Source organism: Cryobacterium glaciale, assembly GCF_004402535.1.
GTDB classification, from domain to species: domain Bacteria; phylum Actinomycetota; class Actinomycetes; order Actinomycetales; family Microbacteriaceae; genus Cryobacterium; species Cryobacterium glaciale.
This window is the reverse complement of sequence record NZ_SOEY01000008.1, coordinates 258,331-283,261: the sequence shown is the minus strand read 5'-3', so window position 1 is coordinate 283,261 and position 24,931 is coordinate 258,331. Positions and strand designations below refer to the sequence as shown.

Genomic DNA, 24,931 nt, shown 5'->3' with positions numbered 1-24,931 from the left:
GACCGCGGCACCACGTTTGTGTTCCGGCAGGCGGTGCCTTACTTGCCCTGTCCTGGCAGGTTCTCGAAGGCGATATCGCCCGTGATGAGGTTGCCGGCGATCAGCTCGCTGAGAGCGTCGAGGAAGGTCGGGCGGTCGGACACGACGTGCTCGATGGCGTCACCGACGTTGTCGGTGGTGATCGGGGGCATGAGGTAGATGAGGTTCTTGTCGACCTCTTCGCCGCGGGCGATCTTGGCGGCGACGGCGACACCCGTGGCGAGCTGGACGGTGCCGTTCTGCAGGCTGGTCCCGATGAAATCGCCGTTCTCGACGGCGTTGAGGCCGTCTTCGATTCCGTCGATGCCCACGACCGGTACCCCCTCGATGCCCGCTTCGCGCAGGGCCTGCACGGCACCGAGACCCATGTCATCGTTCTGAGCGATCACACCATCGATCTCGCCGCCGAACGCGGAGATCCAGTTCTTCACCTTGTTGATGGCTTCGTCGCGGCTCCAGTTGGCCGTGTCCTTGGCGAGAACGGTGATTCCCGGGTTTTCGGCCAGCACGTTGTCGATTCCCTGGCCGCGGTTGATCTCACCGGATCCACCGAGCGGTCCCTGCAGGATCACCACGTTGCCGGAACCACCGAGCGCCTCCATCATCATTTCAGCTTCCTGCTCGCCTGCCGCGACGTCGTCGGGCTGAACGCTGCCGGCGACCTCGGAGTTGTTCAGGGTGGCATTCACGTCGAGGAACGGGATGCCGGCTGCCTTCGCCGCCGCGACCTGCGGCTGGAGGGTCTCGAGCTGCACCGGAACGACGACGATGGCGTCAACCGCGGCACTGATGTACTGGTCGATCTGGTTGGCCTGGGTACTGACGTCCATTCCCGCTGAATTCCAGAGAATGTCGATGTCGTTCTCTTCGGCGTAGCGGTCGATGCCTTCCTTGCCCTCGGTGATGAACGACGACATGTCGTACACCGTCACCCCGATCGTGACCCGGTCGCCCGCGTCGGCGCCCTGATTGGCGGTGGGGTCCCCTGCCCCGCACGCGGTGAGCGAGAGCGCTGTCAGCCCGGCGATCGCGATTCCGGTCGCGCGACGGATAGTGCGTGTGATCTTCATTGATTCCTCCGTGTTGGATTCCCGGTGTCGGGAGTGCGTGGCGCCAGCGCGAATGCGCGTGGGCCAAGTGCGTGGTGACGAAACTAAACGCGCCGTTTGGAGGCCCACACGTCGACGGCGACGGCCGTGACGATGAGCACCCCCTTGATGACGTCCTGCCAGTAGGCGGGAACGGTGAGAATGTCAAGTCCGTTGTTGAGGGTTTGGATGAGCAGAAGGCCCAGCGCCGTGCCCCAGATGGTGCCCCGGCCACCGAGCAGGCTGGCTCCGCCGATCACGACCGCCGCGATGGCATCGAGTTCGTAGCCCTGGCCCAGGTTCGGTGACCCGCTGATCACGCGGGATGAGAGCATGATTCCGGAAAGCCCCGCGAGCGCTCCGCTGATCGCGTAGACGCTGAACAGGATGCGTCCCGTCTTGACCCCCGCGATCTCGGCGGCCAGGCGGTTGCCGCCCACCGCATAGACGCGCATGCCGTAGGCGGTGCGCTTCATCAGGATTCCGAAACCCACGATGCTGACAATCATCAGGATCACGGGGATCGTCAGCCCGAAGATTTCGGTGTTGGCGATCTGACCATAGGCCGCCGGCAATCCGTTGATCGGTGCGCCACCACCGACGACGAATGCGAGGCCGGAGGCCAGGGTGAGCATGCCCAGGGTGGCGATGAACGGTGGCACGTTGATGATCGAGACCACCAGCCCGTTGATCGAGCCGGCGATCAGCCCGACGGCCACGGCAACCAGCAATGCCAGCCAGATGCGGTCGGGGAAGGTCTTGGCGGTCAGCGCCCCCGACATGGCGCTCAGGGCGATAATGCTGCCCACCGACAGGTCGATACCGCCAGTGAGGATGACGAGGGTCTGGCCGAGAGCGATCAGGGCGAACGGTGCGGCAGCGATGAGGATCGTGACGACGTTGTCGACGGTCCCGAACCGGGCGCTGCGATAGAGGAAGAACGAGATAATGAGCACCATCACGATGACCATCGCGTAGCGCACCGCAAGGTCCTGCAACCATTTTGCGGAGAAACGCCGCGTGGTGTCCTGGGTAATTGTCATGCTCAGTTGTCCTTCTGATTGTTCGTGGACGGGTCGGGGGTGGAGGAATCGATGCCCTCGAGTCCGCTGGCCAGCCGAAAGATGGTGTCCTGCACCCCTGGATGCGCCAGCTGCTCGGAATCGAGCTCACCGGCGATGATGCCGTTGCGCAAGACGAGCGCCCGATGGGACAGGCTCAGGATCTCCGGCATGTCGCTGGAGGCCATGACCACCGCCATCCCTTGCTCAGCGAGGTCCACGATGATGCGGTAGATCTCGCTGCGAGCGCCGACGTCAACGCCACGGGTGGGTTCATCGAGGATGAGAACATCCACCGGGGAGGTGAGCCAGCGCGCCAGCACGACCTTCTGCTGATTGCCACCGGAGAGCGTCTCCATCGATTGGTCGAGCCCGCGGCTGCGCAGCTTGACGGCGTCCATGGCCTCGCGCACCTGTGACCGGCGAAAGCCCTGTCGAAGCAGTCCGCCAACCGAGAATTTGTCCATCCGGGGCAGAGTGGCGTTGTCGAGTACGCTCATCGACAGCACGGCTCCGGCACCCTTGCGGTCCTCCGGAACGAAGGCCATGCGAGCCGCAATCGCTGCTGCGGGCGTGCCTCCCTTGATCGTGGTTCCCTTGACCCTGATCGAACCGGCGATGCTCTTACGAATACCAAACACCGTTTCCAGCAATTCCGTGCGGCCGGCCCCGACGAGTCCGGCCAGACCGACGATCTCGCCCCGCCTCACAGTGAGGCTGAGCGGCGCGGCCGCACCGGACACGTGCAGGTTGTCGATCTCGAGCACGGCTTCCGTACCGGGCTCCGGCAGGGCGGGAAAGAGGCCTTCGAGCTCACGACCGATCATGGCCGTGACGATGTCATCGTCGGTGAGGTTGCGCAGGGGCTCGTCGAGCACGAGCTCGCCGTCCCGCAAGACCAGGACGCGGTCCGCGAGAGCGCGCATTTCTTCCATTTTGTGGGTCGTGAAGAGCAGGGCGACACCGCGGTCGCGCAGTGTGCGCATCACCTCGATCAGTTTTCCGACTTCACGCTCGGCGATGGCGCTGGACGGCTCGTCGAGCAGGATGACGCGAGCTCCGGTGTTGGTTGCCTTGACGATTTCCACGATTTGCCGCAAACCGACGGGGAGGCTGCCCATGCGCCGCGTCGGCTCGATGTCGACGCCGAAGACGTGCAGAATCTGTCGGGCCGATTCAATCATGGCCCGGCGTCGCAGGCCGAACGGTCCGCTCAATTCGCGCCCGAGGAAGATGTTCTCGTAGACCGTCATCTCCAACACGGAGGCCAGTTCCTGGGGAACGATCGCCACCCCGAGCCGATAGGCCGCCTGCGGGTTGCCGCTCGGAAGGCTTTCGCCACGCACGAACACCTCACCGGAGTCCGGCCGGTACTGCCCGGACGCGATCTTCATCAGCGTGGACTTTCCGGCACCGTTCTCACCCGCCAGGGCGGTGATCGTTCCCGGAGCGAGCGAGAGGGAGATGCCCTTCAGTACCGGAATCCCACCAAATGCCTTGGTCAGATCGCGGCATTCCAGAGTGCCCAGTTCATCTGCCATCAGCCTCACCTTTCGTGCAAGGAGAACTGGCGACAAAGCCTCTTTGCGATCAACCATCGAAAACGAATGTTTTCAAACTCTAACCACAAAAAATACATATGTGAAACCACCATGCACAAATGAGCGAAGTGCTAACCTTGAGCGCAGGCAAACTCAATGGAAGAGAGTTGCGTTGAAACGGAACGATGAAGAGCGCATGGCCGACGTCGCAACGCGTCACTTCATTGGCAACCTCTCGAGGATCGAAATCGCCGAGGAACTCGGAATCTCTCGATTCAAGGTGGCCCGGTTGCTTGAGGAGGCCATCGAACTGGGAATCGTCACGATTGATATCGGCATGCCTGGTGTCGTGGATCTCGACCTGTCCATTGCCCTGCAGAAACGATTCGGGCTCAAACGCGCGATCGCCGTGATGACCCCGAGTCCGCGACCCGAGGTCGTGCAAGAGGCTTTGGGCCGGGTCGGCGCTCAGCTTCTGAGCGAAATCCTCGTCGACGGCGACGTCCTGGGCGTTACCGCCGGGCGCACGCTCAGCCACATGGCGCACAACATCGGTGAGATCGCCCACTGCGAGGTCGTACAACTGGCCGGGGTCGCCGGGCCGGTTCGCGAGAACGGCATCGATATCGTGCGCCGCATCGCCCTGGCATCCGGTGGAAACGCCTATCCGATTTTCGCCCCCCTCTTGGTGAAAGATCGCGCCACAGCGATCGCGCTGCGCAGTGATCCGGTCATCCACGAGACGTTTCGACGTTTCGACGGCGTCACCAAGGCCGTCGTCGCGATCGGAAGCTGGAACCCGCCGGATTCCCAGCTGTATGACAACGCCCGGAATATCGGCGTACTCGATGACCTCCTCCGCCGAAACGTTCTGGCCGAGGTTGCAGCGACCCTGCTCGATTCACGCGGACAGGAAATCGACGCCGTCGCCGACCGCTCGGTCGCCATCAGCTCGGCGCAACTGCACGCCATCCCCGATGTCATCGGCCTGGCCGGAGGCACCCTGAAGGCCGCGGCGGTGCGCAGCGCGATCGACAGCGGACTGGTCACCTCGCTCGTCACCGATACCGGTTTGGCGCAACGGCTGTTGAGCCAGCCGGCGTAGGGTGCGCCGTCGGCACGACCTTGTACCCACCATCAAACCTGGAGTAGACACATGCATGCAGATCTCAGTGGCAAAGTAGCCGTCATCACGGGGGGAGCGCGAGGGCTCGGTTATTCCCTCGCCACGGCCCTCGCCGCGCAGGGAGTCGCCGTGGGCCTCATCGACCTGCTCGATGGCGTCTCCGGATCGGCTGCGACCCTGGCCCGCGACCACGGCGTGGCCACCGCGAGCGTCCAGGTCGATGTGACCGACGCCGCAGCGCTCGACGCGGCATTCACTGAGCTGGAGGCAAAGCTCGGCACGGCAGACATTCTCGTGACGGCCGCGGGAATCACAATGTGGGGTGACAGTGTCGACGTGACCACTGCGGCGTGGAACAAGGTCATCGGGGTGAACTTGAATGGCACCTTTTTCGCCAGCCAGTCGTTTGCACGGCGACTTCTCGCGTCGGGCAAACCCGGATCGGCCATCTTCATCGCGTCGATGTCGGGCCTGATCATCAATGTCCCCCAGTTCCAGGCGTCGTACAGTGCGTCGAAGGCCGCCGTGAGCCACCTCGCCAAGTCGCTTGCCGTCGAATGGGCACAGTCCGGAATTCGAGTGAACGCGATTGCACCCGGCTACTTTCTGTCGGACATGACGCGTCAATTCACCACGGAGAACCCCGATCTGGCCACGCAGTGGACCAGCACGATCCCCCTCGGTCGCATGGGCGAACCCGAAGACCTGCACGGTCTGACCACGTTTTTGGCGTCGGAGGCCTCCGCGTATATCACCGCCCAGACCATCGTCATTGATGGCGGCTACACCGCCTTGTAGGCAGGGCGTCAGGCGGTCGGGCCGGCTCCCATGATGCTCCCGGTGAGCGGTTCGGCCGAGGCTCGGCTGACGAAGCAGTAGTAGTTGCGTGGCTCGGCGGTCCACTGCTCGGCGGTGATCGGGTAGCTGCCCTGCATCTGCAGGTTCGGGTAGGCACCGGCCGCGTTCAGGTCGAGGACGCCGGGTGCCGTGCACAGCAGGTTGATCTGGGCGGCCAGGGCGGCCTCTCCTGGAAAAACGGTGGCCAGGTCGCCGCCGAAGTTACCTCGATACACCAGCTGGGCGGTGTGCCCGGCAGCACAATCAACGACCGTGAAGTCTTCCGCCCACGGCGAGGCGTACGGCTCGAGGCACTCTCCACCGAACAGGGTGTTCCACTCGTGCACACCGGCGGGCTGCGCGGCCGTGATCTCCGGGGTCAGGGTGGGAGTCGGCGTCGGACTGGGAGTCGGCGAAGCTGATGCTGTCGGTGCCGGCGCCGCCGCCGGGCTCGCGACGAGCCGCTGGCCCAGATAGAACAGCCCGACGAGCACGATGAGGGCGAGCAGCCCGACGGCCGTCCAGATGAGGGCGGCCTGGTTCGCCCCGGGAGCGCCACGCCGGGACCGGTGGCGGCTCGGCGGCCCGGCGCCCACACCCGCTGTTTCCGCTGCCGCGGTCACGGCCGCTGTCGGCACACCCTCAGCGCCGGCGCCCAGTGCGGGCAGCAGTTCCGTCGGCTGGTCGCTTTCCGCGTCGGCTTCGGCTTCGGCTTCGGTCTCGGTCTCGGTCTCGGTCAAGCGGATGCCCGCCGTTTCGACGCCGACTGGTGCAACAGTAACCGGCAGGAGCGCGGTCGGGTCAACCAGAGTTGACGAGACGGGAGCCGGCTCAGCAGGCGACACCTCAGGTGTCGGCGCAGATTCAGGCCCGACTCCAGCGGCGGCTAAAACAGGGTCGGTGGACTCTGTAGCAGCAGCGTCGATCTCGACCGGTTGCGGCAGTGGGTTCGTCCACCAGGGCGCCGGGCCGGCCGGCGTGACCGCAATCAGAGCTGCCTCCGGTGGAGCGACAACGGGCTCCTCCGCCTCTTCAGCAACCCGGCGGGCGCGTCGACCGAATCGGGGCGCGGGCGCGGCGGCATCCGCTTCTTCAGGAATGGGAGACTCGGCGTCCCTGTCCTCGGCGCCCGTGCCGTCTGAGTCCGGGTCGAGCTGCGACGCGAGCCAGTCGATTCCGCGCTCGTCGTCGTCTGGTGCCACTAGTTCAGCCCCAGGTCCTCAAGGGAGATCGCGGCGAAGTAGGGGTAGCCGGCGGCCTCGATCACTTCGCGGGCACCGGTGTTGCGGTCGACCACGACGGCGACGCCGGCGATCTCGGCGCCCACCTTGAGCAGGGCTTCGATGGCGGCGAGGGGGGATCCGCCGGTGGTCGAGGTGTCCTCGAGTACGATCACGCGCTTGCCGGCGAGGTCAGGGCCTTCGACCTGGCGGCCGCGGCCGTGGTCCTTGGGTTCCTTGCGCACGACGAACGCGTCATAGCTCAAGCCTCGGGCCGCGCCCTGGTGCATGACGGCCGCGGCGATCGGGTCGGCGCCCATGGTCATGCCGCCGACGGCGACGACATCGGGAACGTCCTTGATGAGATCGAGCATGACCTGCCCGATCAGCGGGGCGACCCGGTGGTCGAGGCTGACCCGGCGCAAGTCCACGTAGTACGTGGCCTTCTTACCGCTCGTGAGAACGAAGTCTCCGTGAAAAACGGCCTCGGCCGAGATGAAGTCGATGAGTTTCTGCCGTGTATCAGTCACACAGGCAAGTTTAGGGGGGTGCTTAGAAGATGCGCACCAGGTTGCGACGCTCGGTCTGACGGTAGCCATCGCGGTGCACCTCGACGACGAGGGCGGCGATGGAGACAACGGCAACGAGCAGGATGGCGATAAGGACGAGCACGAGATGCCTTTCGAAGGAGGTGGAGTGGCCCGGCACGGAGGCGACATTGCTCGTGTATGACTCTCTCATTTGAGCACCCCTGACCGTGCAGCACAATCGCTTTATTCTGCATGAACTCTTTAGACTAGCTACATGGACGTGCAACGGCTCGAACTGCTCCGCGAACTTGCCGACCGCGGCAGCGTCACGGCGGTCGCTCTCGCCACCCACCGGACCCCCTCGGCGGTCTCCCAACAGCTCAAGGTGCTCGAACGAGAGGCCGGCCTGCCGCTCACCCAGCGACAGGGCCGCGGGCTCGTGCTCACCGACGCCGGTCGGGCCCTCGCTCGCAGCGCAACGGATGTCGCGGTGTCACTCGCGAAGGCGACCGCGCTCTGGGACGAATTTCGCAACCACGCCTCGGGCGAGGTGAGCCTCGTCACCTTTCCCACCGCCGGCCAGATGCTGCTCCCCGGAGTGATCAAGAACCTCGGGCCCGGCCTCGTGCTCAACTGCGCCGACGAAGACCCCGAGCTGAGCGACTTTCCCGCGTTCACGGCCGAGTATGACATCGTGCTGGCCCACTCGATGAGCGGGCAGCTGTCCTGGGCCGGCCGGGGGCTGAAAGTCGTGCCGCTCATGACCGAGCCGCTCGATGTGGGACTGCCGGTGGGGCATCCGCTCGCCGATCGTGCCTGGGTCGGCCCGCGGGACCTCGCCGGGGAGACCTGGATCGGCGTCACCGACGGCTACCCGTTCGAGCGCATCCTGCATGCCATCGAACAGGAGGCCGGCGCACACCTGTCGATGTCGCAGCGATTCGCAGACCTCGCCCTGATCGAATCGTTCGTGATCGCCGGGCTCGGGATCGCGCTCGTGCCGCGCTACACCTCCGGCGGCGGGCAGCCCGGCCGCCTCGTGCTCAAGCCGCTGCGCGGCGTGGAATCGCAGCGGCAGATCGTGGCCCTGATGCGCCCCGACCGAGCCGAACGCGTGGCCGTGCGCACAGTAATAGAGGCCCTCCAATCCGAGGCCGCGAAAGTTGAGCAATCCCACACCGCGAAATAGGTCCGCGAGAGCGGGGTGAGGATAGAAGGCTAGGTGTTCTGGGGGAACCCCAGGTTGATGCCGCCGTGGCTCGGGTCGAGCCACCGACTCGTCACGGCCTTCTCCCGGGTGAAGAAGTTGACGCCGGCGGGACCGTAGGCCTTGGCGTCACCGAACAGCGAGTTCTTCCAACCGCCGAAGGAGTGGTACGCGACCGGCACCGGAATCGGCACGTTGATGCCGACCATTCCGACCTGCACCTCGTTCTGGAACCGGCGAGCTGCACCGCCGTCGTTGGTGAAGATCGCGGTGCCGTTGCCGTACTGGCTCGCGTTGATGAGGTCGAGGCCCTCCTGGTAGGTGGCCACGCGCACGATCGACAGCACCGGGCCGAAGATCTCGTCGAGGTACACGGCCGAGTCGACGCTGACCTTGTCGAACAGGGTCGGGCCGAGCCAGAAGCCGTTGGGGTCACCGTCGACCGTGACGCCGCGACCGTCGATGACGATGTCGGCGCCGTCGGCCTGGGCGATGTCAATGTAGCCGGCGACCTTGTCGCGGTGCACCTGCGTGATCAGCGGTCCCATGTCGCAGTTACGGGTTCCGTCGCCGACGGTGAGGCCCTTGACCCGTTCGGCGATCTTCGCGATGAGCTCGTCGGCGACGGGCTCGACGGCGACGATGACGCTGATCGCCATGCAGCGCTCACCGGCGGATCCGAAACCGGCGTTGACGGCGGCATCCGCTGCCAGTTCGAGGTCGGCGTCGGGAAGAACGAGCATGTGGTTCTTGGCACCGCCGAGGGACTGCACGCGCTTGCCATGCTTGGCAGCGGTCTCATAGATGTAGCGGGCGATCGGGGTGGAGCCGACGAAGGAGATCGCCTGCACGTCGGGGTGAACGAGCAGCGCGTCGACGGCCTCCTTATCGCCGTGCACGACGTTGAGCACACCGGCCGGAAGTCCGGCTTCGGTGAAGAGCTCGGCGAGCCAGTTCGAAGCACTCGGGTCCTTCTCGCTCGGCTTGAGCACGACGGTGTTGCCGGCCGCGATGGCGATCGGGAAGTACCAGAGCGGCACCATGGCCGGAAAGTTGAACGGGCTGATGATGCCGACGACGCCGAGTGGCTGGCGCAGCGTGTAGACGTCGACTCCGGTCGAGACGTTCTCGGAGTACTCACCCTTGGTCAGGTGCGGCATGCCGAGAGCGAATTCGACGACCTCGAGCCCGCGAATGATCTCACCGAGCGCATCAGAGGTGACCTTGCCGTGTTCGGCGGTGAGGATCTCGGCTAGGTCGCCCTTGCGGGCGTTGAGCAGCTCGCGAAAGTTATACATGATGGTCTGGCGGCGGGCCTGGCTCAGGTCGCGCCAGGCCGGGTATGCGGCCTGGGCTACCGCGACGGCGTCGTCGAGGTCGGCCGTACTGGCCAGTAACACGTTCTTGGCGACTGTGCCCGTGGCCGGGTTGTAGACGGGCGCGGTGCGGGTAGACGTGCCAGCTGAGGCTGCCCCGCCGACGTAGTGCTGGATGGTGGGAACTTCGGTCATGATTTGAGCCTTTCAGTGAATCGGTTAGGAAAGCAGGTCGAGGCTGAGCACCTCGTCGTAGATGGCGAGCGCCTCGGCCACCTCAGCGTCGGTGACGACACACGGCGGCACGACGTGGATGCGGTTCTCCATGAGGAATGGCAGCAGGCCGCGGCCGAGCAGTTCGGCCTTCACGCGGGCCATGACGGCGGCGCTCACCGGCTCCCGGGTCTCGGGGTCGGCGACGAGTTCAACCGCCCAGAACACTCCGACACCGCGCACTTCGCCGATGATCGGGTGCCGGGCCTGCAGTATTTTCAGCCCCGGTTCGAGCACGTCGCGGCCGATGCGAGCGGCGTTCTCAACGATGCCCTCGGTCTCCATCGCGTCGAGGGCGCCGACGATCGACGCCATGGCGAGCGGATGCCCGCTGTAGGTGAGTCCGCCGGGGAAGACCGTCTCGTCGAAGTCGGCAGCGATGGCGTCGGAGATGATCACGCCGCCGGTGGGCACATAACCGGAGTTGACGCCCTTCGCGAAGGTGATCAGGTCGGGCACAACGTCATAGGCCTGGAAGGCGAACCAGTTTCCGGTGCGGCCGAAGCCGCACATGACCTCGTCGAGGATGAGCACGATGCCGTACTTGTCGCAGAGCGCACGCACACCGGGCAGGTAGCCGGCGGGCGGCATCATGATCCCGGCGGTGCCGGGAATCGACTCGAGCAGAATCGCGGCGACCGACGCAACGCCCTCACCCTGGATGACGCGTTCCAGGTGGTGCAGCGCGCGGGCGCATTCCTCGGCCTCGCTGGTCGCCCAGAATTCGCTGCGGTAGAGGAACGGTCCGAAGAAGTGCACGTGGCCGCGCGCATATTCGTTGGGAATGCGGCGCCAGTCCCCGGTCGCGACGATGGCCGCGCCGGTGTTGCCGTGGTACGACTTGTAGAGCGAGAGCACCTTGTCGCGGCCGGTGTGCAGGCGGGCCATGCGCATGGCGTTCTCATTCGCATCCGCGCCCCCATTGGTGAAGAAGACCTTGTTGAAGCCGGCCGGGGCACGGTCGGTGATGCGCTTGGCTGCTTCACCGCGGGCCAGGTTGGCCGTGGACGGCGCGATGGTCGTCAGCAGTGCGGCCTGCTCGGTGATGGCCTTCACGACGGCCGGATGCTGGTGGCCGATATTCACGTTCACCAACTGACTCGAGAAATCCAGATACCGGCGTCCGTCGTGATCCCAGACGCGGCAGCCCAGCCCACCGGCGATGACGAGCGGCTTCAGTGCCGCCTGTGCCGACCAGGAATGGAAGACGTGCGCCCGGTCGAGTTCGCTCGTGTGCGCATTAAGGCTTTGAGTAATGGTGTCAGTCACGGCTATCGCTGGCTTTCTCTGTTGGTTTGGTGAATCGGAAAGAGTGTGGACCGGGCGGCCTTTTAGGGGCCGCCCGGCCGGGCGCTGCTAGTTGCCGCCCTCGTTGAGGGTGACCTCGGTGGGGGTCCAGTCGGCGCCCATCACGTCGACGCCGTCGGCTTCGAGCTCGTCGAGTGCCTGCTGCACGTACTCGTTGGAGTAGGCGGTGGCGGGCGGTTCGGTGGTGATGATGGTCGCACCGGTCTCGTTCTTGGTGTTGAGGGCGATGTCGACCGTGTTGGCCCAGGCCGCGTCATCGATGAGTCCGACGCCGTTGGTCGAGGGGAAGATAAGCTTGCTGACCTCGTTGGTCATCCACAGCTGGTGGCTCTGGCCGAGTGACGAGCCCGCGGCGGTCACGATGCCCGCGGCTTCTTCGGGGTTGGTGCCCGCGTAGATCCAGCCCTTGATGGAAGCCTTGATGAACTTCACCGTGTTGGCGGCGTAGTCTTCATCGCTCTCCAGCTGGTCGGCATTGGCCCAGATAGCGTCCTGGAGCATGGCCGTGCCCTCGTCGTTCCAGTCGATGACGTTGAGCTCATCGGGCTGGTAGAGCTCTCCGGTTTCTTCGTTCACGGTCTCGAGCACCTGGGCGTATTCGTTGTAGGTCATCGCCTGGGCCGCGTCGATGTCGCCGGAGAGGAAGGCGTTCATGTCGAAGGCCTGCTGGATCAGCGAGATGTCGTCGAGTGCGACGTCGGCCTGCTGCATGCCGGCGAAGAGTTCCCACTCGTTGCCGAAGCCCCAGCTGCCCACGTTCTTGCCGGCCAGGTCGGCGGCGGTTTCGATGCCCTTGTCCTTGAAGGAGATCTGGGTGGTTGCGCTGCGTTCGAAGATCTGGGCCACGTTGGTGATGTTGGCGCCCTGCTCGATCGAGCCGAGCACCTTGGGAACCCAGGAAATGGCGTAGTCCACGTCGCCGGCCGCGAGTACATCCTGCGGGACGATGTCGGGGCCGCCCTCGACGATGGTCACGTCGAGTCCTTCCTCTTCGTAGAAGCCCTGGTCAACGGCGGCGTAATACCCGGCGAACTGGGCCTGGGCGACCCACTGCAGTTGCAGCGTGATGGGGGTGAGCTCGCCGGCGGCATCCGTTGAGGGGGTATCGCTCGCGGTGCTGCAGCCCGAAAGCACGAGCGCGCCGACAGCCGTGATCGCTCCGACGGTGCCGAGCCATGTGATGCGGTGTTTCATGGTGCCTCCTTGGTTACTGGTGCTGTGTGTGGTTGCGGGTGACGAGCTTCTCCACGATGAGAGCTGCACAGTAGAAGGCGAGGCCGAGAATGATGGACCCGAGCACGTAGGCCCAGGCGAGGCCGTAATTGCTGCTCGACGCGGCCGAAGTGATCGATTTGCCGAGGCCGCCGACCGGTCCGCCGAAGTATTCGGCGATGAGGGCGCTGATCACGGCGAGTGACGACGCGATGCGCAGCCCGGTGAAGACGAACGGCAGCGCGGTCGGCAGGGTGACGGCGCGGGTGGCCTGCCAGCTGGTCACGGCGTAGGCGCGCATGAGGTCGCGGTGCACCGGGCGCACCTGGCGCAGCCCTTTGAGGGTGTTGAAATAGACCGGAACGAACACGGCGAGCGCCGCGACGAGCTGCCTGGCGGTCTCGGCGCCGGCACCGAACATCGTGTAGAGCACCGGGGCGAGGGCCACGATCGGTACGACCGACAGAGCGGCGACGACCGGCGCTGCCATCTCGTCGAACAGGCGGGCGAGCGCGGACACGATCGCGAGCGCAATGCCGAGCAGTGCGCCGACGACGAGGCCAATCAGGGAATTGCGACCGGTGACCGCCATTCCGTTGGCGACATTCTGCAGGTTCGCGGCGAATTCGGCGCCGATCGCGAACGGTGCCGGCAGGATGAAAGCCTTGATGGCCAGCCCGGTGACGAGGCCCTGCCAGAGCAGGATGACGGCCACCCCGAACACGATCGGGGCGAGCACGGTTTGAGCGAGTCCAGGCTGACTGGTTCTCATCGCGTCTCGACCCCGCGGGCACCGGCCGGTGCTGCAGTTCCCTCGTCACCGTGCAGCAGCTCGCGCACGTGGCTGAGCGCGTGGAAGAATCCCTCGTCTTCACGCAGGTATTCGCCCCGCCCGCTCATCTCGCCGAGACCAACGCTCACAATAGAGCGGATGCGCCCGGGCCGCGGCGACATGACCACGACCCGGTTGGACAGGAACACCGCCTCGGGAATGGAGTGGGTCACAAAGACCACGGCCGCCTGCGTTTCAGCGCAGATGCGCACGAGTTCGTTCTGCATGCGCTCGCGGGTCATCTCGTCGAGGGCGCCGAACGGTTCGTCCATGAGCAGCAGGCTCGGGCTTTCGGCGAGCGAGCGGGCGATCGCGACGCGCTGCTGCATGCCGCCGGAGAGCTGGTCGGGGTAATGACTCGCGAAGTCGGCGAGCCCGACCAGAGCGATGAGTTCGGCCGCGCGCGCTCGCCTGGCCGTCTTGCCGACCCCGTGCAGTTCGAGCGGCAGCTCGATATTGCCGGCCACGGTGCGCCAGGGCAGCAGGCCGGCCTGCTGAAACGCGATGCCGTAGTCCTGGTCGATGCGGGCCTGCCGGGCCGGCTTGCCGAACACCTCGATGCTGCCGCTGGTCGGCACGTCGAGGTCGGCCACGAGTCGCAGCAGGGTGCTCTTGCCGCATCCGCTCGGCCCGATCAGACTGACGAATTCGCCGGGCGCGACCGTGAGACTCACGTCGTCGAGGGCCGTGACTCCCTGGCCCTTGCGGGCCGCGAAGATGCGCGTCACACCGTGGACTTCTACCGCGGGCACATCAACAGTCATGCTCGTGCTCATATAGAAACTTCTCCCCTGCGAAAACGACGAAGGAACAGGCCGATCAGGCCCACAAGGCCGGCGGCGACGAGGCCGACCAGGATCGATCCGAAGATGGGCGCCCAGGGCTTGCCCGGGTCGCCGCCGGCCGCGCCGGCGTATTCCACGATGAGCCGACCGATGCCGCCGCGCAGCCCGATCGACACCTCCGCGACGACGCTGCCGACGACGGCGCTGACCGCGGCCAGGCGCAGGGCCGGCAGCAGGTAGCCGACGCTCGCCGGCAGGCGAAGGCGCCACAGCGTCTTCCACCAGCCCACCGCATAGCAGCGCATAAGGTCGACGTGGTTGGCGTCGGGTGAGCCCAGGCCGCGCAGGGCGCCGATCGACACCGGGAAGAACGCGAGGTAGGAGGCGATCAGCGCGACCGACATCCAGCTCTCCCAAGTGAATTCGCCGAGCTGCAGCTGCGCGCCCCAGCGCCGCACGAGCGGGGCGATCGCGATCAGCGGCACGGTCTGACTCAGAATGATCCAGGGCAGAATCGCCGACTCGGCGAGCCGGAAGCGTTGCATGAGCAGGGCGAGCGCGAGCCCGACGGTAACGCCGACCAGCCAGCCGACCGCGGCGATGCCGAGGGTGAACAGCGAGCCTTGCAGCACCGCCGCCCACAGCGGCAGAGCGGATGCCGCGCCCGTCACCGGCTCAACCAAGCGTTCGGCCATGACCGCGAGGTGCGGCATCGCGAGGTCGGTCGTGCGCGGCAGCACCGTCACACCATTGAGGATGACTCCGTCGGCCGGGCCGAAGGTTTTGTAGAACTCCCAGACCAGGGCGAGCAGAGCGAGGCCGGCCAGGCCGAACAGGCCACCGCGCAGGCGCGGGTGCACCCCAGGCCGCCGACGTGCGGCGCGCGCCGAGGCGATCTGCTCGGCGGTCTGCTGGGCGATCTGCTCGCTGGTGGCCGGCATCCGCTTCGCTATTTCTTGGCCGTGATGGCGTCGGTCAGGGCCGGGATCACGGTTTCACCGTAGACCCGCATGGTCTCTTCTTTGTTGTCGTGCTGCAGGTAGCCGGCGAACTGGTCGACACCGAGCTCTTTGAGCGCCTCGAGCTTCTCGATGTGGTCCTGGGCCGTGCCGAGCAGGCAGAACCGGTCGACGATCTCGTCGGGCACGAACGCGGCGTGCTCGTTGCCCGCCTTGCCGTGCTGATTGTAGTCGTAGCCCTCGCGGTCCTTGATGTAATCGGTGAGAGCTTTTGGCACGGCCGAGTCGGCGCCGTACTTGGCGACGATGTCGGCCACGTGGTTGCCGACCATGCCGCCGAACCAGCGGCACTGGTTGCGCATGTGCTCCCAGTCCGTTCCGATGTAGGCGGGGGCGGCCACGCAGAACTTGATCGCCAGGGGGTCGCGGCCGGCGTTGGAGGCTGCGGTGCGCACGCTGTCGATCATCCACTTGGCAACGTCGAGGTCGGCCATCTGCAAAATGAAGCCGTCGCCGACCTCACCGGCGAGCTTGAGCGCGAGAGGACCGTAGGCGGCGACCCACACCTCCAGGCTGGAGCCGCGGCTCCACGGAAACTGCACAGTGGCGCCGTTGTATTCGGCCGGGCGCGAGTTGGCGAGCTCCCGAATGACGTGGATCGACTCGCGCAACGTCTTAAGCGTGGTCGGGGCGCCGTTGGTGGTGCGCACCGCAGAGTCACCGCGGCCGATGCCGCAGATGGTGCGGTTGCCGTACATCTCGTTGAGGGTCGCGAAGGTCGAGGCCGTGACGGTCCAGTCGCGGGTGGCCGGGTTAGTGACCATGGGGCCGACGATGATCTTGCTGGTCTCGGCCAGGATGCGGCTGTAGATCACATAGGGTTCCTGCCAGAGCAGGTGCGAGTCGAAGGTCCAGACGTGGCTGAACCCGTGCGCCTCCGCCAGTTTGGCGAGTTGTACGGTTCGCGCCGACGGCGGGTTGGTCTGAAATACTGCTCCGAATTCCATGTCATGCCCCTTAGATGAGGTACTGACTGAGGCCGCGCTTGATGTAACGACCGTCACCCTTGGTGCCGAGGTAGGCGTTATCGTCGACGACGACCTTGCCGCGGGAGATGACGGTGTCGACGTGGCCGTCGATCTCGTAGCCTTCCCAGGCGGAATAGTCCATGTTCATGTGGTGGTTCTTGCCCACACCAATGGATGTGTGTCCGTTCGGGTCGTAGATCACGACGTCGCCGTCGGCGCCGGGGGCGATGACGCCCTTCTGGCCGTACATGCCGAACATGCGTGCCGGAGTGGTGGAGCACACCTCGACCCAGCGTTCGAGCGAGATCTTGCCGTCGACGACACCCTGGTACAGCAGGTCCATGCGGTGTTCGACCGAGCCGATGCCGTTGGGAATCTTAGAGAAGTCGGTCAGGCCCATGTCCTTCTGGCCCTTCATGCAGAACGGGCAGTGGTCGGTGGAGACCATCTGGATGTCGTTCGTGCGCAGACTTTGCCACATGTGGTGCTGGTGACCCTCGGCCTTGGCGCGCAGCGGCGTGGAGCAGACCCATTTGGCACCCTCAAAACTGCCCCACTCCTCACTCTCGGCGCCGAGGTTGTCCTCGAGCGAGAGGTAGAGATACTGCGGGCAGGTCTCGCCGAACACGTTCTGGCCGTTGTCCCTGGCCTGGGCAATCTGGTCAACGGCCTGCTTCGCCGACACGTGCACTATATAAAGAGGTGCGCCGGTGAGGTTGGCGAGCATGATCGCCCGGTGGGTGGCCTCTTCTTCTGCCTGCCAGGGCCTGGTGAGGCCGTGGTAGAGCGGGCCGGTGTTGCCGGCGGCGACCGCCTGTTGCACGAGCAGGTCGATGACGCTGCCGTTCTCGGCGTGCATCATGATCATGCTGCCGTTCTGGGCGGCGCGCTGCATGGCCTTGACGATCTGGCCGTCGTCGCTGAGGAACACGCCCTTATAGGCCATGAACAGCTTGAAGCTCGTGACACCGTCGTCGACGAGTTCGTCCATCGCGGTCAGTGAGCTGTCCTGCACGTCGGAGAGGATCTGGTGAAAGCCGTAGTCGATGGCGCACTGGCCGGCGGCCTTCTGCTGCCAGGCGGCGTAGCGCTCGAGCACGCTTTCACCGGCGTACTGCACGACGAAGTCGACGATGCTCGTGGTGCCGCCCCAGGCCGCCGCGCGGGTGCCGGTTTCGAAGGTGTCGCTGGCCTGGGTGCCGCCGAACGGCATCTCCATGTGGGTGTGGGCGTCGATGCCCCCTGGGATGACGTACTTGCCGCCGGCGTCGATGACGCGGTCGACGTTGCCCGCCACGTCGAAGCCGAGCAGGTTCGAGCCGGGCGCGAGCACCGCGGCGATCTTCTCGCCGTCGATGAGTACGTCGGCGAGCCCTCGGCCCGTGGCGTTGACCACGGTGCCGTTCTTGATCAAAGTCTTCATGGCATCCTTCGTTGTGGTCTGCTCAAACTAGGGCGCGACGAGGGGCTCGTAGGAGTCGGGGCGACGGTCGCGGTAGAACTGCCAGGAGTTGCGCACCTCCCGGATCACGCCGAGGTCGAGGTCGCGCACGAGGATCTCCTCGGTGTCGGTCGAGGCTCGTTCTCCCACGTAGTTGCCCTTGGGGTCGACGAAGTAGGAGCTGCCGTAGAAGGTCACTGCCTCGTCGCCGAACTCGGCTTCCTCGTTGCCGATGCGGTTGTTGGCGCCGACGTAGTACTGGTTGGCGACGGCGGCGGCCGGCTGCTCGAGTTCCCACAGGCGGTTGGACAGCCCGGGCTTGGTGGCCGAGGGGTTGAACACGATCTCGGCACCGTTCAGTCCGAGCGCACGCCAGCCCTCGGGAAAGTGGCGGTCGTAGCAGATGTAGACGCCGATCTTGCCGTACGCGGTGTCGAAGACCGGGTAATCGGTGTTGCCGGGGCGGAAGTAGAACTTTTCCCAGAACTGCGGCAGGTGCGGGATGTGGTGTTTGCGGTATTTACCGAGATAGGTTCCGTCGGCATCGATGACCGCGGCGGTGTTGTAGAGCACGCCGGGCTGCTCTTCTTCGTACATCGGTACGACGATGACCATCTTGTATTCGGCGGCGAGCTTCTGGAAGCGTTCGACGATGGGGCCGGGCACGGCCTGCGCGTAGTCGTAGTACTTGGCGTCCTGCACGATGCCGAAGTACGGGCCGTGAAAGAGTTCCTGGAAACAGATCACCTGCACGCCCTGAGCTGCTGCGGTGCGCACAAAGCCCTCGTGCTTCTGGATCATGGATTCCTCATCGCCGGTCCAGGTGGCCTGGGTGATGGCGGTTCGAACAATGTTTCTGTTGTCGGTGCTGGTGTCGGTGGTACCCGTGCTCATGCTGTGCCTTCCATTTGCTTCCGTTAGTCAAGGGCCGATACGAACCGCGCCGTTCGTATTGTTATTATTTGACGTAAACATTTCAAATGTGTTTCTCTGTGTATCGCACGCATTAATCATCCTGTCGTCCGACGCAGCCAGGGGCAAGAGCAATGCAGAACTTTATCGACGAAATCGAGCAGCGCACGCCGGCGGGCATCGCCGCGGCCATCGGCCGGCTGATTGCCTCCGGTCGCCTCGCACCGGGTGACCGCCTGCCCACCGTTCGAGTGCTCGCCGGCGAGCTTGGCGTGAGCCCCGCCACGGTCAGTCACGCCTGGCAGGCCCTCTCGGCGGTCGGCCTGATCGTGTCGCGTGGTCGAGGCGGCACCTTCGTGCAGGATGCCGCACCCAAGTGGCTGCCGGCGCGCAGCCAGTCAATGATCGGCACGGTCGGTCCGGCCCGCCTCGACCTCTCGCGCGGTACTCCCGACCCGCGGTTGTTGCCGGCACTCGGGCCGGCCCTCTCTCGGGTATCGCTGCGCGCCGTGACGCCGAGCTACCAGGACCTGCCCATCCTTCCGGAGTTGCTCGAGGTGCTGCGCGGGTCGTGGCCGTACCCGGCCCCGACGATCACCATCGTCGACGGCGCCCTCGACGCCATCTCGCGCTGCCTCGACGCGGTCACCCGGTTCGGCGACCGCGTCATCGTGGAGAACCCGTCGTTTCCGCCATTCTTCGACCTGCTCGACCAGCTCGGCCTGGAACGCCTGCCGGTGGCCGTCGACGAGCACGGCATCATTCCGGCCGACTTTGCCGCGGCCCTCAAGCTCAGCCCGGCCGTCGTGCTGCTGCAACCGCGCGCGCAGAACCCGACCGGAGCATCGATGACCGCGCACCGGGCCGAGGAACTGGCCCGCCTTCTGCGGAATACCCCGGCGAGCGCTGACACCATCGTCATCGAAGACGACCATTCCGCCGAGATCAGCATCGCGCCCGACGTGAGCCTCGGCCTCTGGTTGCCCGGCCGCACCCTGCACGTGCGCAGCTTCTCGAAGTCCCACGGCCCCGACCTCCGCATGGCGGCGCTCGGCGGCCCGGCCGCACTCATCGACCCGATCGTGTCGCGGCGCATGCTCGGCCCGGGCTGGACCAGCCGCATGCTGCAGACGATTCTGCACGACCTGCTGACCAACGGCGAGAGCATGGCGCAGGTCAGCGAGGCGCGCCGCATCTATTTCGCCCGCCAGCGCGCCCTCGCCGACGCCCTGGCCGAGTTCGGACTCGATGTGGTGCAGGCGGACGGCATCAATACCTGGCTGCCCGTGCAGAACGAGCGTGACGCCCTGGTGCGCCTCGCCGCGTCGGGCATTCGCGTGGCTGGCGGCTCGCCATTCCTGGCCGTGGAGGGTGGCCCCGCGTTCATTCGGGTGACCGCCGGCGCCCTGCCCGACGACGTCCGACCGGTGGCGGAGGCCCTCGCCGCTGCGGCGCATCCGCTGGATTCGGCCGTGCACCCGGTCGGGGCGCGCTGGGCGTAGCCGCGCGAGGAGCCTAGGCCTCGGTGGGGGTTTAGGGTTGAGGCAGACCACCGGTTTGCTTTGACCGGCTGAGCTGGCCTGGATTTGGGCTGAGGTCCACCCTTATTACGCCAGTTGAGCCGAAAGAGACCTCATGAATCGAATCACCGTGCGCCTGACCGTGCGCCTCGCCGCGTTGGCCGCCACGTCGCTGCTGCTCAGCGGATGCGCCGCCACGGTAACCCCCGCCGCCACACCCGCCGAGACCAGCGCCGAGACCCCGGCCGCCAGTGCGAGCTACCCGGTCACCGTCGATAACTGCGGCACGAGCGTCACCGTCACCGCCGCCCCTGAGCGCATCGTGTCGATCAAATCCTCGACGACCGAGCTGCTGCTCGCCCTGGGGGTCGGCGACCGCATCGTGGGCTCGGCCTTCCTCGACGGCCCGCTGCCGGAGTCGCTCGCCGCGAAAGGCGCCGATCTCAACGTGATCAGCGACTTCCTTCCCGGCCAGGAGGCCGTGCTCGGTCTGAACCCCGACTTCATCTACGGCGGCTGGGAATCCAACTTCAGCGCCGACGGGGTAGGCGAACGCCCTGCCCTCGGGGATCTCGGCGTCGGCAGTTACGTGTCCCCCGCCGCCTGCAAGGGCGATTTCATGCCCCAACCGCTCACTTTTGACACGGTCTTCGCCGCGATCGACGAGGCCGGTGCCATCTTCGGCGCGGCGCCGGCCGCCGCCGAGCTGGTCAGCACGCTCGAGGACGAGCTCGCGGCGCTCGAGCCGATCACCGCCGAGACCAGCGCGCTCTGGTATTCCAGCGGCACGACCACGCCCTACGTCGGCGCCGGCGTCGGTTCGCCGGCCATGATCATGGCGGCCGCCGGACTCACCAATATCTTCGCGGACGTCAACGACACCTGGACCTCGGTCGGCTGGGAATCGATCATCGAGGCCAACCCGAGCGTCATCGTGCTCGTGGACGCCAGCTGGAACACCGCCGCCGCGAAGATCGCCCACCTCGAATCGGACCCGGCCACGCAGGTGCTCGACGCGGTGAAGAACCGGCGCTACATCATTCTGCCGTTCGCCTCCACCGAGGCCGGCCTGCGCAACGTCGAGGCGGCGTCCTCCACCATCGCCCAGTTTGCCGACCTGAACGAGTGACTCGCGCGCGATACCTCGGCTGGCTCGTCGCGGCCATCATCACATTGATACTGGTGTGCGGGGTGGCAGTGACCATCGGGCCGGCAGCGGTGAGCCTCGCCCAGGTCGCGGGCAGCATCGGCGCCCACCTCGGACTGCCCGTCGAACCGGTCCCGCTCCTCATCGACTCGATCGTCTGGCAGCTGCGGCTCCCCCGGGTGCTCACGGCCGCGCTGGTCGGCGCCGGCCTCGCCCTCAGCGGCGCGGTGATGCAGAGCGTGACCCGCAACCCCCTCGCCGACCCGTACCTGCTCGGGCTCTCGAGCGGGGCATCCGTCGGCGCGGTGTGCGTGGTCATTCTCGGCGTCGGATTCGCCTTGCCGGCCGCCGCCTTCGCCGGCGCGCTGCTCGCCCTGATCGCCACGCTCAGCATCGCCCGGGTCGGCGGCACGATCACTCCGGTGCGGGCGGTGCTCGCCGGCCTCGCCATCGCGCAGCTCGCTGGCGCGCTCACCTCGTTCATCATCTTCTGGGCGGCCAAGGGCGACTCGTACCGGGAGATCCTCAACTGGCTGCTCGGCTCGGTGGCCGGCGCGACCTGGGAGAGCGTCGCGATCGCGGCGACGGCCGTCGCAGTCGTGGGCACCGGCATCCTCTTGTCGGCGACCCGGCTCGACGCGTTCGCCTTCGGCGATACCTCGGCGGCGAGCCTCGGCATCAACGTGAACCGCACCCGCTGGGCACTGCTCGGGTCAGTTGCCCTGCTCACCGGTGCCATGGTGGCCGTGAGCGGGTCAATCGGGTTCGTCGGGCTCATCCTGCCGCACCTCGTGCGCGGAATCAGCGGGCCGGGACACCGCCGACTGCTGCCGCTCGTCGCGGTCTGCGGCGGCCTGTTTCTGGTGATCGCCGACACGCTGGCCCGCACGGTGTTCGACCCGCGCGAGCTTCCGGTCGGCATCATCACGGCGTTCATCGGCGTGCCGGTTTTCATTCTGCTGATCAAGAGAAAGAAGTCACACCTATGGGCGTAGACCTCGACCAGCTGTCGTACAGTATCGACGCCACCAGAATTCTGCGGAACGTCTCGGCGTCGCTGCCCACCGGCAGCGTCACCGGCCTGCTCGGGCCGAACGGCGCCGGCAAGTCCACCCTGCTGCGGATCATCGCCGGCATCGACAAAGCGGATGCCGGCACCGCCTCCCTCGACGGCGTCTCGGTCGGGTCGCTGAACCGGCGCGACGCGGCCCGGCGCATCGCCCTCCTCGAACAGAATGCAGCGCCGAGCGTCGAACTCACCGTGCTCGAGGTCGTGCTGCTCGGGCGCATCCCGCACCGCACCAGGCTGATGGGCTCCTTCGGGGGCGAAGAGGATCGTGCCGTCGCGTTCGACGCCCTCGAAGCCGTCGGCGCGGGGGCGCTTTTCGATCGCTCCTGGCAGACGCTGAGCGGCGGGCAACAGCAGCGGGTGCAGATCGCCCGGGCCATGGCGCAGCAGCCGAGCCTGCTGTTGCTCGACGAACCGACCAATCACCTCGATGTGAGCGCCCAGCTCTCGCTGCTGGCCCAGGTGCGCGAGCTCGGCGTGACGGCGATCATGGCCCTGCACGACCTCAACCTCGCAGCGGCGTACTGCGACCAGATTGTGCTGCTCGACGGCGGCCGGCTGGTGGCTTTCGGCACGCCCGCCGAGGTGCTCACCCCCGAGATCATCGGCGCCGTCTATGGGGTGGACTGCTTCATTCTCGAGCATCCGCGCGGCGGTCACCCGGTCATCGTGTACTCGGCGGCGTCATGAACGGTGTCGGTTTAGAGCGTGTCACCGTACTGGCCGGCGGGGTCGGCGGCGCCCGGTTCACCCGTGGCCTGCTAGCCCGCCTCGCCGTCACTGCACCCGACGCAGCCGTGACGGTGATCGTGAACACCGGCGACGATATGTGGCTCGACGGGCTGCGCATCTGCCCCGATCTCGACACCGTCATGTACACCCTCGGCGGCGGCATCAACGAGGCGCAGGGCTGGGGCCGACCCGACGAGTCCCGGCGGGCCGCGGCCGAGATCACCGCTTACGGCCGCGGCTGGTCCTGGTTCACGCTCGGAGACCTCGACCTCGCCACCCACATCGTGCGCACCGATCTGCTCCGTGGCGGATCAACCCTGAGTGACGCGACCGAATTTCTCTGCCGCCGCTGGCAGCCGGGGGCGAGACTGCTGCCGATGAGCGACCAGCCGATCGAAACCCACGTATGTCTCGCCGAGAATATCGATGAGCACGCAGCGGGTGACTATATTCACTTTGAGGAATGGTGGGTTCGCTACCGGGCCCGGGTCGCGATCACGAGGTTCGAACAGCGCGGGCTGGCCGAGGCTGTCGCCGCGCCGGGCGTGCTTGAAGCCATCAGTGAGGCCGACCTCGTGGTGCTGCCGCCATCGAACCCCGTCGTGTCGGTCGGCACCATCCTCGCGGTGCCTGGCGTGCGCGAAGCCCTGCGTTCGACGGTCGCGCGGGTAGTCGGAGTGTCCCCGATCATCGGCGGCGCGGCGGTGCGCGGCATGGCCGACGCCTGCCTGCACACGATCGGCGTCGAGACCAGCGCACTCGCCGTCGGGCGGCACTACGGCGCCCGCAGCGCGGGTGGAATCCTCGATGCCTGGCTGATCGACGAAACGGATGCCGCGGCGCTGCCAGCGCTGGCGGCCGCCGGCATCCGTTCTGCCGCGGTGCCGCTGTGGATGACCGACCTGCCCGCCACGACCGCGATGGCCGCTGCCGTGCTTGGCCTGGTTGCCGCTAACTAAACCTCAGTGGTGAACGCTGCCGAGCAGCACGCTCGTGTTCGGCCCGAGTCCGAGCGCGCCTGCCATGTCGAGGTCGGCGGCGGTGTCCACGTCGCGCCGAATCGATGAGTTCGACGGCAGATCCAGCACCACGTGACCGGCCGTCTCGTGCACGGCACGGGAGTCCAGTCCGAACCGGGGAATGAACATGACGCCCGCTCGGGCGAACAGGGTCGTCGTTCCAATGCCTTCGGCGTCCGGCACCATCGAGCGCGGATATGCCGCGGCGAGCCCGAACACGCTGTCGATGTCGGCCGATCGCAGGGCTGGCAGGTCCCCGGTCATCACGGCGAGGTTTGCATGCGGGCAAGCGCGCCGGGCCGCGGCGATGCCCTGCTCGATCGCGGCGTTCAGTCGATCGTGCCCCGTCGTCTTGGCCACCGCTTCCGGCACGATCACCGCCCCGCGGGCAGCGAGGCGAATGCCGAGGCGCCCGCTGCCGGTCACCACAAACACACGTTCCACAGCGGATGCTGCTGCAAGCGCCGCCACCGTGTCGATCGCAAATGCCTCGGCGAGCGCCGCCCGCTCTGGCCTGTCCCCCAGTCGGCTCTTCGCGTGCGAACTGTCCTTGACTGGCACCACTACCGCCCACGTCATGCCTGCTCGACCTCTATGCTCGCCACGAATCCGAGGCTATCACTGACCCTCGGGGCCGTTGGCGCCGACCCCGAGACGGCCACGGTACCCTCAAGGGTCGACTCCAAACATCCGTCGACCCGAATTCGTTCGACCGAACGGCCCAGGAGG

The 24,931-nt window shown here is 66.4% G+C and carries 24 protein-coding genes; 8 read left to right on the top strand and 16 right to left on the bottom strand.

The genetic code is table 11. The annotated features are described in order from the left end of the window. Positions 1-38 precede the first annotated feature (38 nt). From E3O06_RS06105 to E3O06_RS06095, 3 genes are all read right to left on the bottom strand, one after another. Positions 39-1,109: a substrate-binding domain-containing protein gene (locus E3O06_RS06105; protein WP_134502078.1), complete on the bottom strand. Its 1,071-nt coding sequence runs from the start codon at positions 1,107-1,109 to the stop codon at positions 39-41. Between the two features lie 83 nt (positions 1,110-1,192). Further along, on the bottom strand, positions 1,193-2,170 hold the full coding sequence (locus tag E3O06_RS06100) for an ABC transporter permease (protein ID WP_134502077.1): 978 nt from the start codon (positions 2,168-2,170) through the stop codon (positions 1,193-1,195). A gap of 2 nt (positions 2,171-2,172) precedes the next feature. After that, the gene (locus E3O06_RS06095) at positions 2,173-3,729 is read right to left on the bottom strand and encodes a sugar ABC transporter ATP-binding protein (RefSeq protein ID WP_134502076.1); all 1,557 of its coding nucleotides are present in this window, start codon (positions 3,727-3,729) and stop codon (positions 2,173-2,175) included. Between the two features lie 172 nt (positions 3,730-3,901). Here E3O06_RS06095 and E3O06_RS06090 point away from each other — a divergent pair, with 172 nt between their 5' ends. Both E3O06_RS06090 and E3O06_RS06085 read left to right on the top strand, forming a co-directional pair. Further along, positions 3,902-4,834: a sugar-binding transcriptional regulator gene (locus E3O06_RS06090; RefSeq protein WP_166788119.1), complete on the top strand. Its 933-nt coding sequence runs from the start codon at positions 3,902-3,904 to the stop codon at positions 4,832-4,834. A gap of 51 nt (positions 4,835-4,885) precedes the next feature. Next, a complete protein-coding gene (locus E3O06_RS06085) occupies positions 4,886-5,653 on the top strand; it encodes an SDR family oxidoreductase (protein WP_134502074.1) in 768 nt (255 codons plus the stop codon). Positions 5,654-5,661: 8 nt separating this feature from the next. Here E3O06_RS06085 and E3O06_RS06080 read toward each other — a convergent pair whose 3' ends face one another. From E3O06_RS06080 to E3O06_RS06070, 3 genes are read right to left on the bottom strand one after another with little or no spacing between them, the layout of a single operon-like run. Beyond that, positions 5,662-6,894 carry a hypothetical protein gene (locus tag E3O06_RS06080; RefSeq protein ID WP_134502073.1) on the bottom strand — a complete coding sequence of 411 codons (1,233 nt, stop codon included), beginning with the start codon at positions 6,892-6,894 and terminating at the stop codon, positions 5,662-5,664. Then, complete coding sequence (pyrE, locus tag E3O06_RS06075) at positions 6,894-7,442, bottom strand: orotate phosphoribosyltransferase (RefSeq protein ID WP_134502072.1); 549 nt, start codon at positions 7,440-7,442, stop codon at positions 6,894-6,896. The genes E3O06_RS06080 and pyrE overlap by 1 nt, the downstream gene beginning before the upstream one ends. 22 nt (positions 7,443-7,464) lie before the next feature. Continuing rightward, positions 7,465-7,653 (bottom strand): hypothetical protein, encoded by a 189-nt coding sequence (locus E3O06_RS06070; protein WP_134502071.1) that lies wholly within the window; start codon positions 7,651-7,653, stop codon positions 7,465-7,467. Between the two features lie 63 nt (positions 7,654-7,716). On the opposite strand from E3O06_RS06070, the gene E3O06_RS06065 reads away from it, so the two are divergent. Next, positions 7,717-8,631 (top strand): LysR family transcriptional regulator, encoded by a 915-nt coding sequence (locus E3O06_RS06065; protein WP_134502070.1) that lies wholly within the window; start codon positions 7,717-7,719, stop codon positions 8,629-8,631. Between the two features lie 29 nt (positions 8,632-8,660). Here the strand turns inward: E3O06_RS06065 and E3O06_RS06060 are convergent, their stop codons facing one another. The 9 genes from E3O06_RS06060 to E3O06_RS06020 form a co-directional block, all read right to left on the bottom strand. Continuing rightward, on the bottom strand, positions 8,661-10,160 hold the full coding sequence (locus E3O06_RS06060) for a CoA-acylating methylmalonate-semialdehyde dehydrogenase (protein WP_134502069.1): 1,500 nt from the start codon (positions 10,158-10,160) through the stop codon (positions 8,661-8,663). A gap of 24 nt (positions 10,161-10,184) precedes the next feature. Next, complete coding sequence (locus E3O06_RS06055; protein WP_198415785.1) at positions 10,185-11,507, bottom strand: aspartate aminotransferase family protein; 1,323 nt, start codon at positions 11,505-11,507, stop codon at positions 10,185-10,187. Positions 11,508-11,594: 87 nt separating this feature from the next. Continuing rightward, the gene (locus E3O06_RS06050) at positions 11,595-12,740 is read right to left on the bottom strand and encodes an ABC transporter substrate-binding protein (RefSeq protein ID WP_134502068.1); all 1,146 of its coding nucleotides are present in this window, start codon (positions 12,738-12,740) and stop codon (positions 11,595-11,597) included. 13 nt (positions 12,741-12,753) lie between these two features. After that, positions 12,754-13,530: an ABC transporter permease gene (locus tag E3O06_RS06045; protein ID WP_134502067.1), complete on the bottom strand. Its 777-nt coding sequence runs from the start codon at positions 13,528-13,530 to the stop codon at positions 12,754-12,756. Further along, the gene (locus E3O06_RS06040; RefSeq protein WP_241979903.1) at positions 13,527-14,354 is read right to left on the bottom strand and encodes an ABC transporter ATP-binding protein; all 828 of its coding nucleotides are present in this window, start codon (positions 14,352-14,354) and stop codon (positions 13,527-13,529) included. Before E3O06_RS06040 ends, E3O06_RS06045 begins: the two co-directional genes overlap by 4 nt. 8 nt (positions 14,355-14,362) lie before the next feature. Next, complete coding sequence (locus E3O06_RS06035; RefSeq protein ID WP_134502065.1) at positions 14,363-15,316, bottom strand: ABC transporter permease; 954 nt, start codon at positions 15,314-15,316, stop codon at positions 14,363-14,365. Positions 15,317-15,324: 8 nt separating this feature from the next. Then, positions 15,325-16,341, bottom strand: a complete 1,017-nt coding sequence (locus E3O06_RS06030) for a TIGR03842 family LLM class F420-dependent oxidoreductase (RefSeq protein WP_134502064.1) — start codon at positions 16,339-16,341, stop codon at positions 15,325-15,327. A 10-nt stretch (positions 16,342-16,351) separates the two neighbouring features. Next, the gene (gene hydA, locus E3O06_RS06025; RefSeq protein WP_134502063.1) at positions 16,352-17,785 is read right to left on the bottom strand and encodes a dihydropyrimidinase; all 1,434 of its coding nucleotides are present in this window, start codon (positions 17,783-17,785) and stop codon (positions 16,352-16,354) included. A 27-nt stretch (positions 17,786-17,812) separates the two neighbouring features. Beyond that, on the bottom strand, positions 17,813-18,697 hold the full coding sequence (locus tag E3O06_RS06020; RefSeq protein WP_134502062.1) for a nitrilase-related carbon-nitrogen hydrolase: 885 nt from the start codon (positions 18,695-18,697) through the stop codon (positions 17,813-17,815). 152 nt (positions 18,698-18,849) lie between these two features. Between E3O06_RS06020 and E3O06_RS06015 the strand changes: the two genes are divergently transcribed. The 5 genes from E3O06_RS06015 to cofD all read left to right on the top strand — a co-directional run bounded on the left by E3O06_RS06015 (position 18,850) and on the right by cofD (position 24,142). Then, positions 18,850-20,217, top strand: coding sequence for an aminotransferase-like domain-containing protein (locus E3O06_RS06015; RefSeq protein WP_134502061.1), 1,368 nt, complete (start codon positions 18,850-18,852; stop codon positions 20,215-20,217). 133 nt (positions 20,218-20,350) lie between these two features. After that, positions 20,351-21,364, top strand: a complete 1,014-nt coding sequence (locus E3O06_RS06010; protein ID WP_134502060.1) for a putative F420-0 ABC transporter substrate-binding protein — start codon at positions 20,351-20,353, stop codon at positions 21,362-21,364. Then, positions 21,361-22,377, top strand: coding sequence for a putative F420-0 ABC transporter permease subunit (locus E3O06_RS06005; protein ID WP_134502059.1), 1,017 nt, complete (start codon positions 21,361-21,363; stop codon positions 22,375-22,377). Before E3O06_RS06010 ends, E3O06_RS06005 begins: the two co-directional genes overlap by 4 nt. After that, positions 22,368-23,141 (top strand): ABC transporter ATP-binding protein, encoded by a 774-nt coding sequence (locus tag E3O06_RS06000; RefSeq protein ID WP_134502058.1) that lies wholly within the window; start codon positions 22,368-22,370, stop codon positions 23,139-23,141. Before E3O06_RS06005 ends, E3O06_RS06000 begins: the two co-directional genes overlap by 10 nt. After that, positions 23,138-24,142 (top strand): 2-phospho-L-lactate transferase, encoded by a 1,005-nt coding sequence (gene cofD, locus E3O06_RS05995; protein ID WP_134502057.1) that lies wholly within the window; start codon positions 23,138-23,140, stop codon positions 24,140-24,142. Before E3O06_RS06000 ends, cofD begins: the two co-directional genes overlap by 4 nt. A 3-nt stretch (positions 24,143-24,145) precedes the next feature. On the opposite strand, the gene cofC is transcribed toward cofD, so the two are convergent. Next, positions 24,146-24,781 (bottom strand): 2-phospho-L-lactate guanylyltransferase, encoded by a 636-nt coding sequence (gene cofC, locus E3O06_RS05990; RefSeq protein ID WP_134502056.1) that lies wholly within the window; start codon positions 24,779-24,781, stop codon positions 24,146-24,148. Between the last annotated feature and the right edge of the window lie 150 nt (positions 24,782-24,931).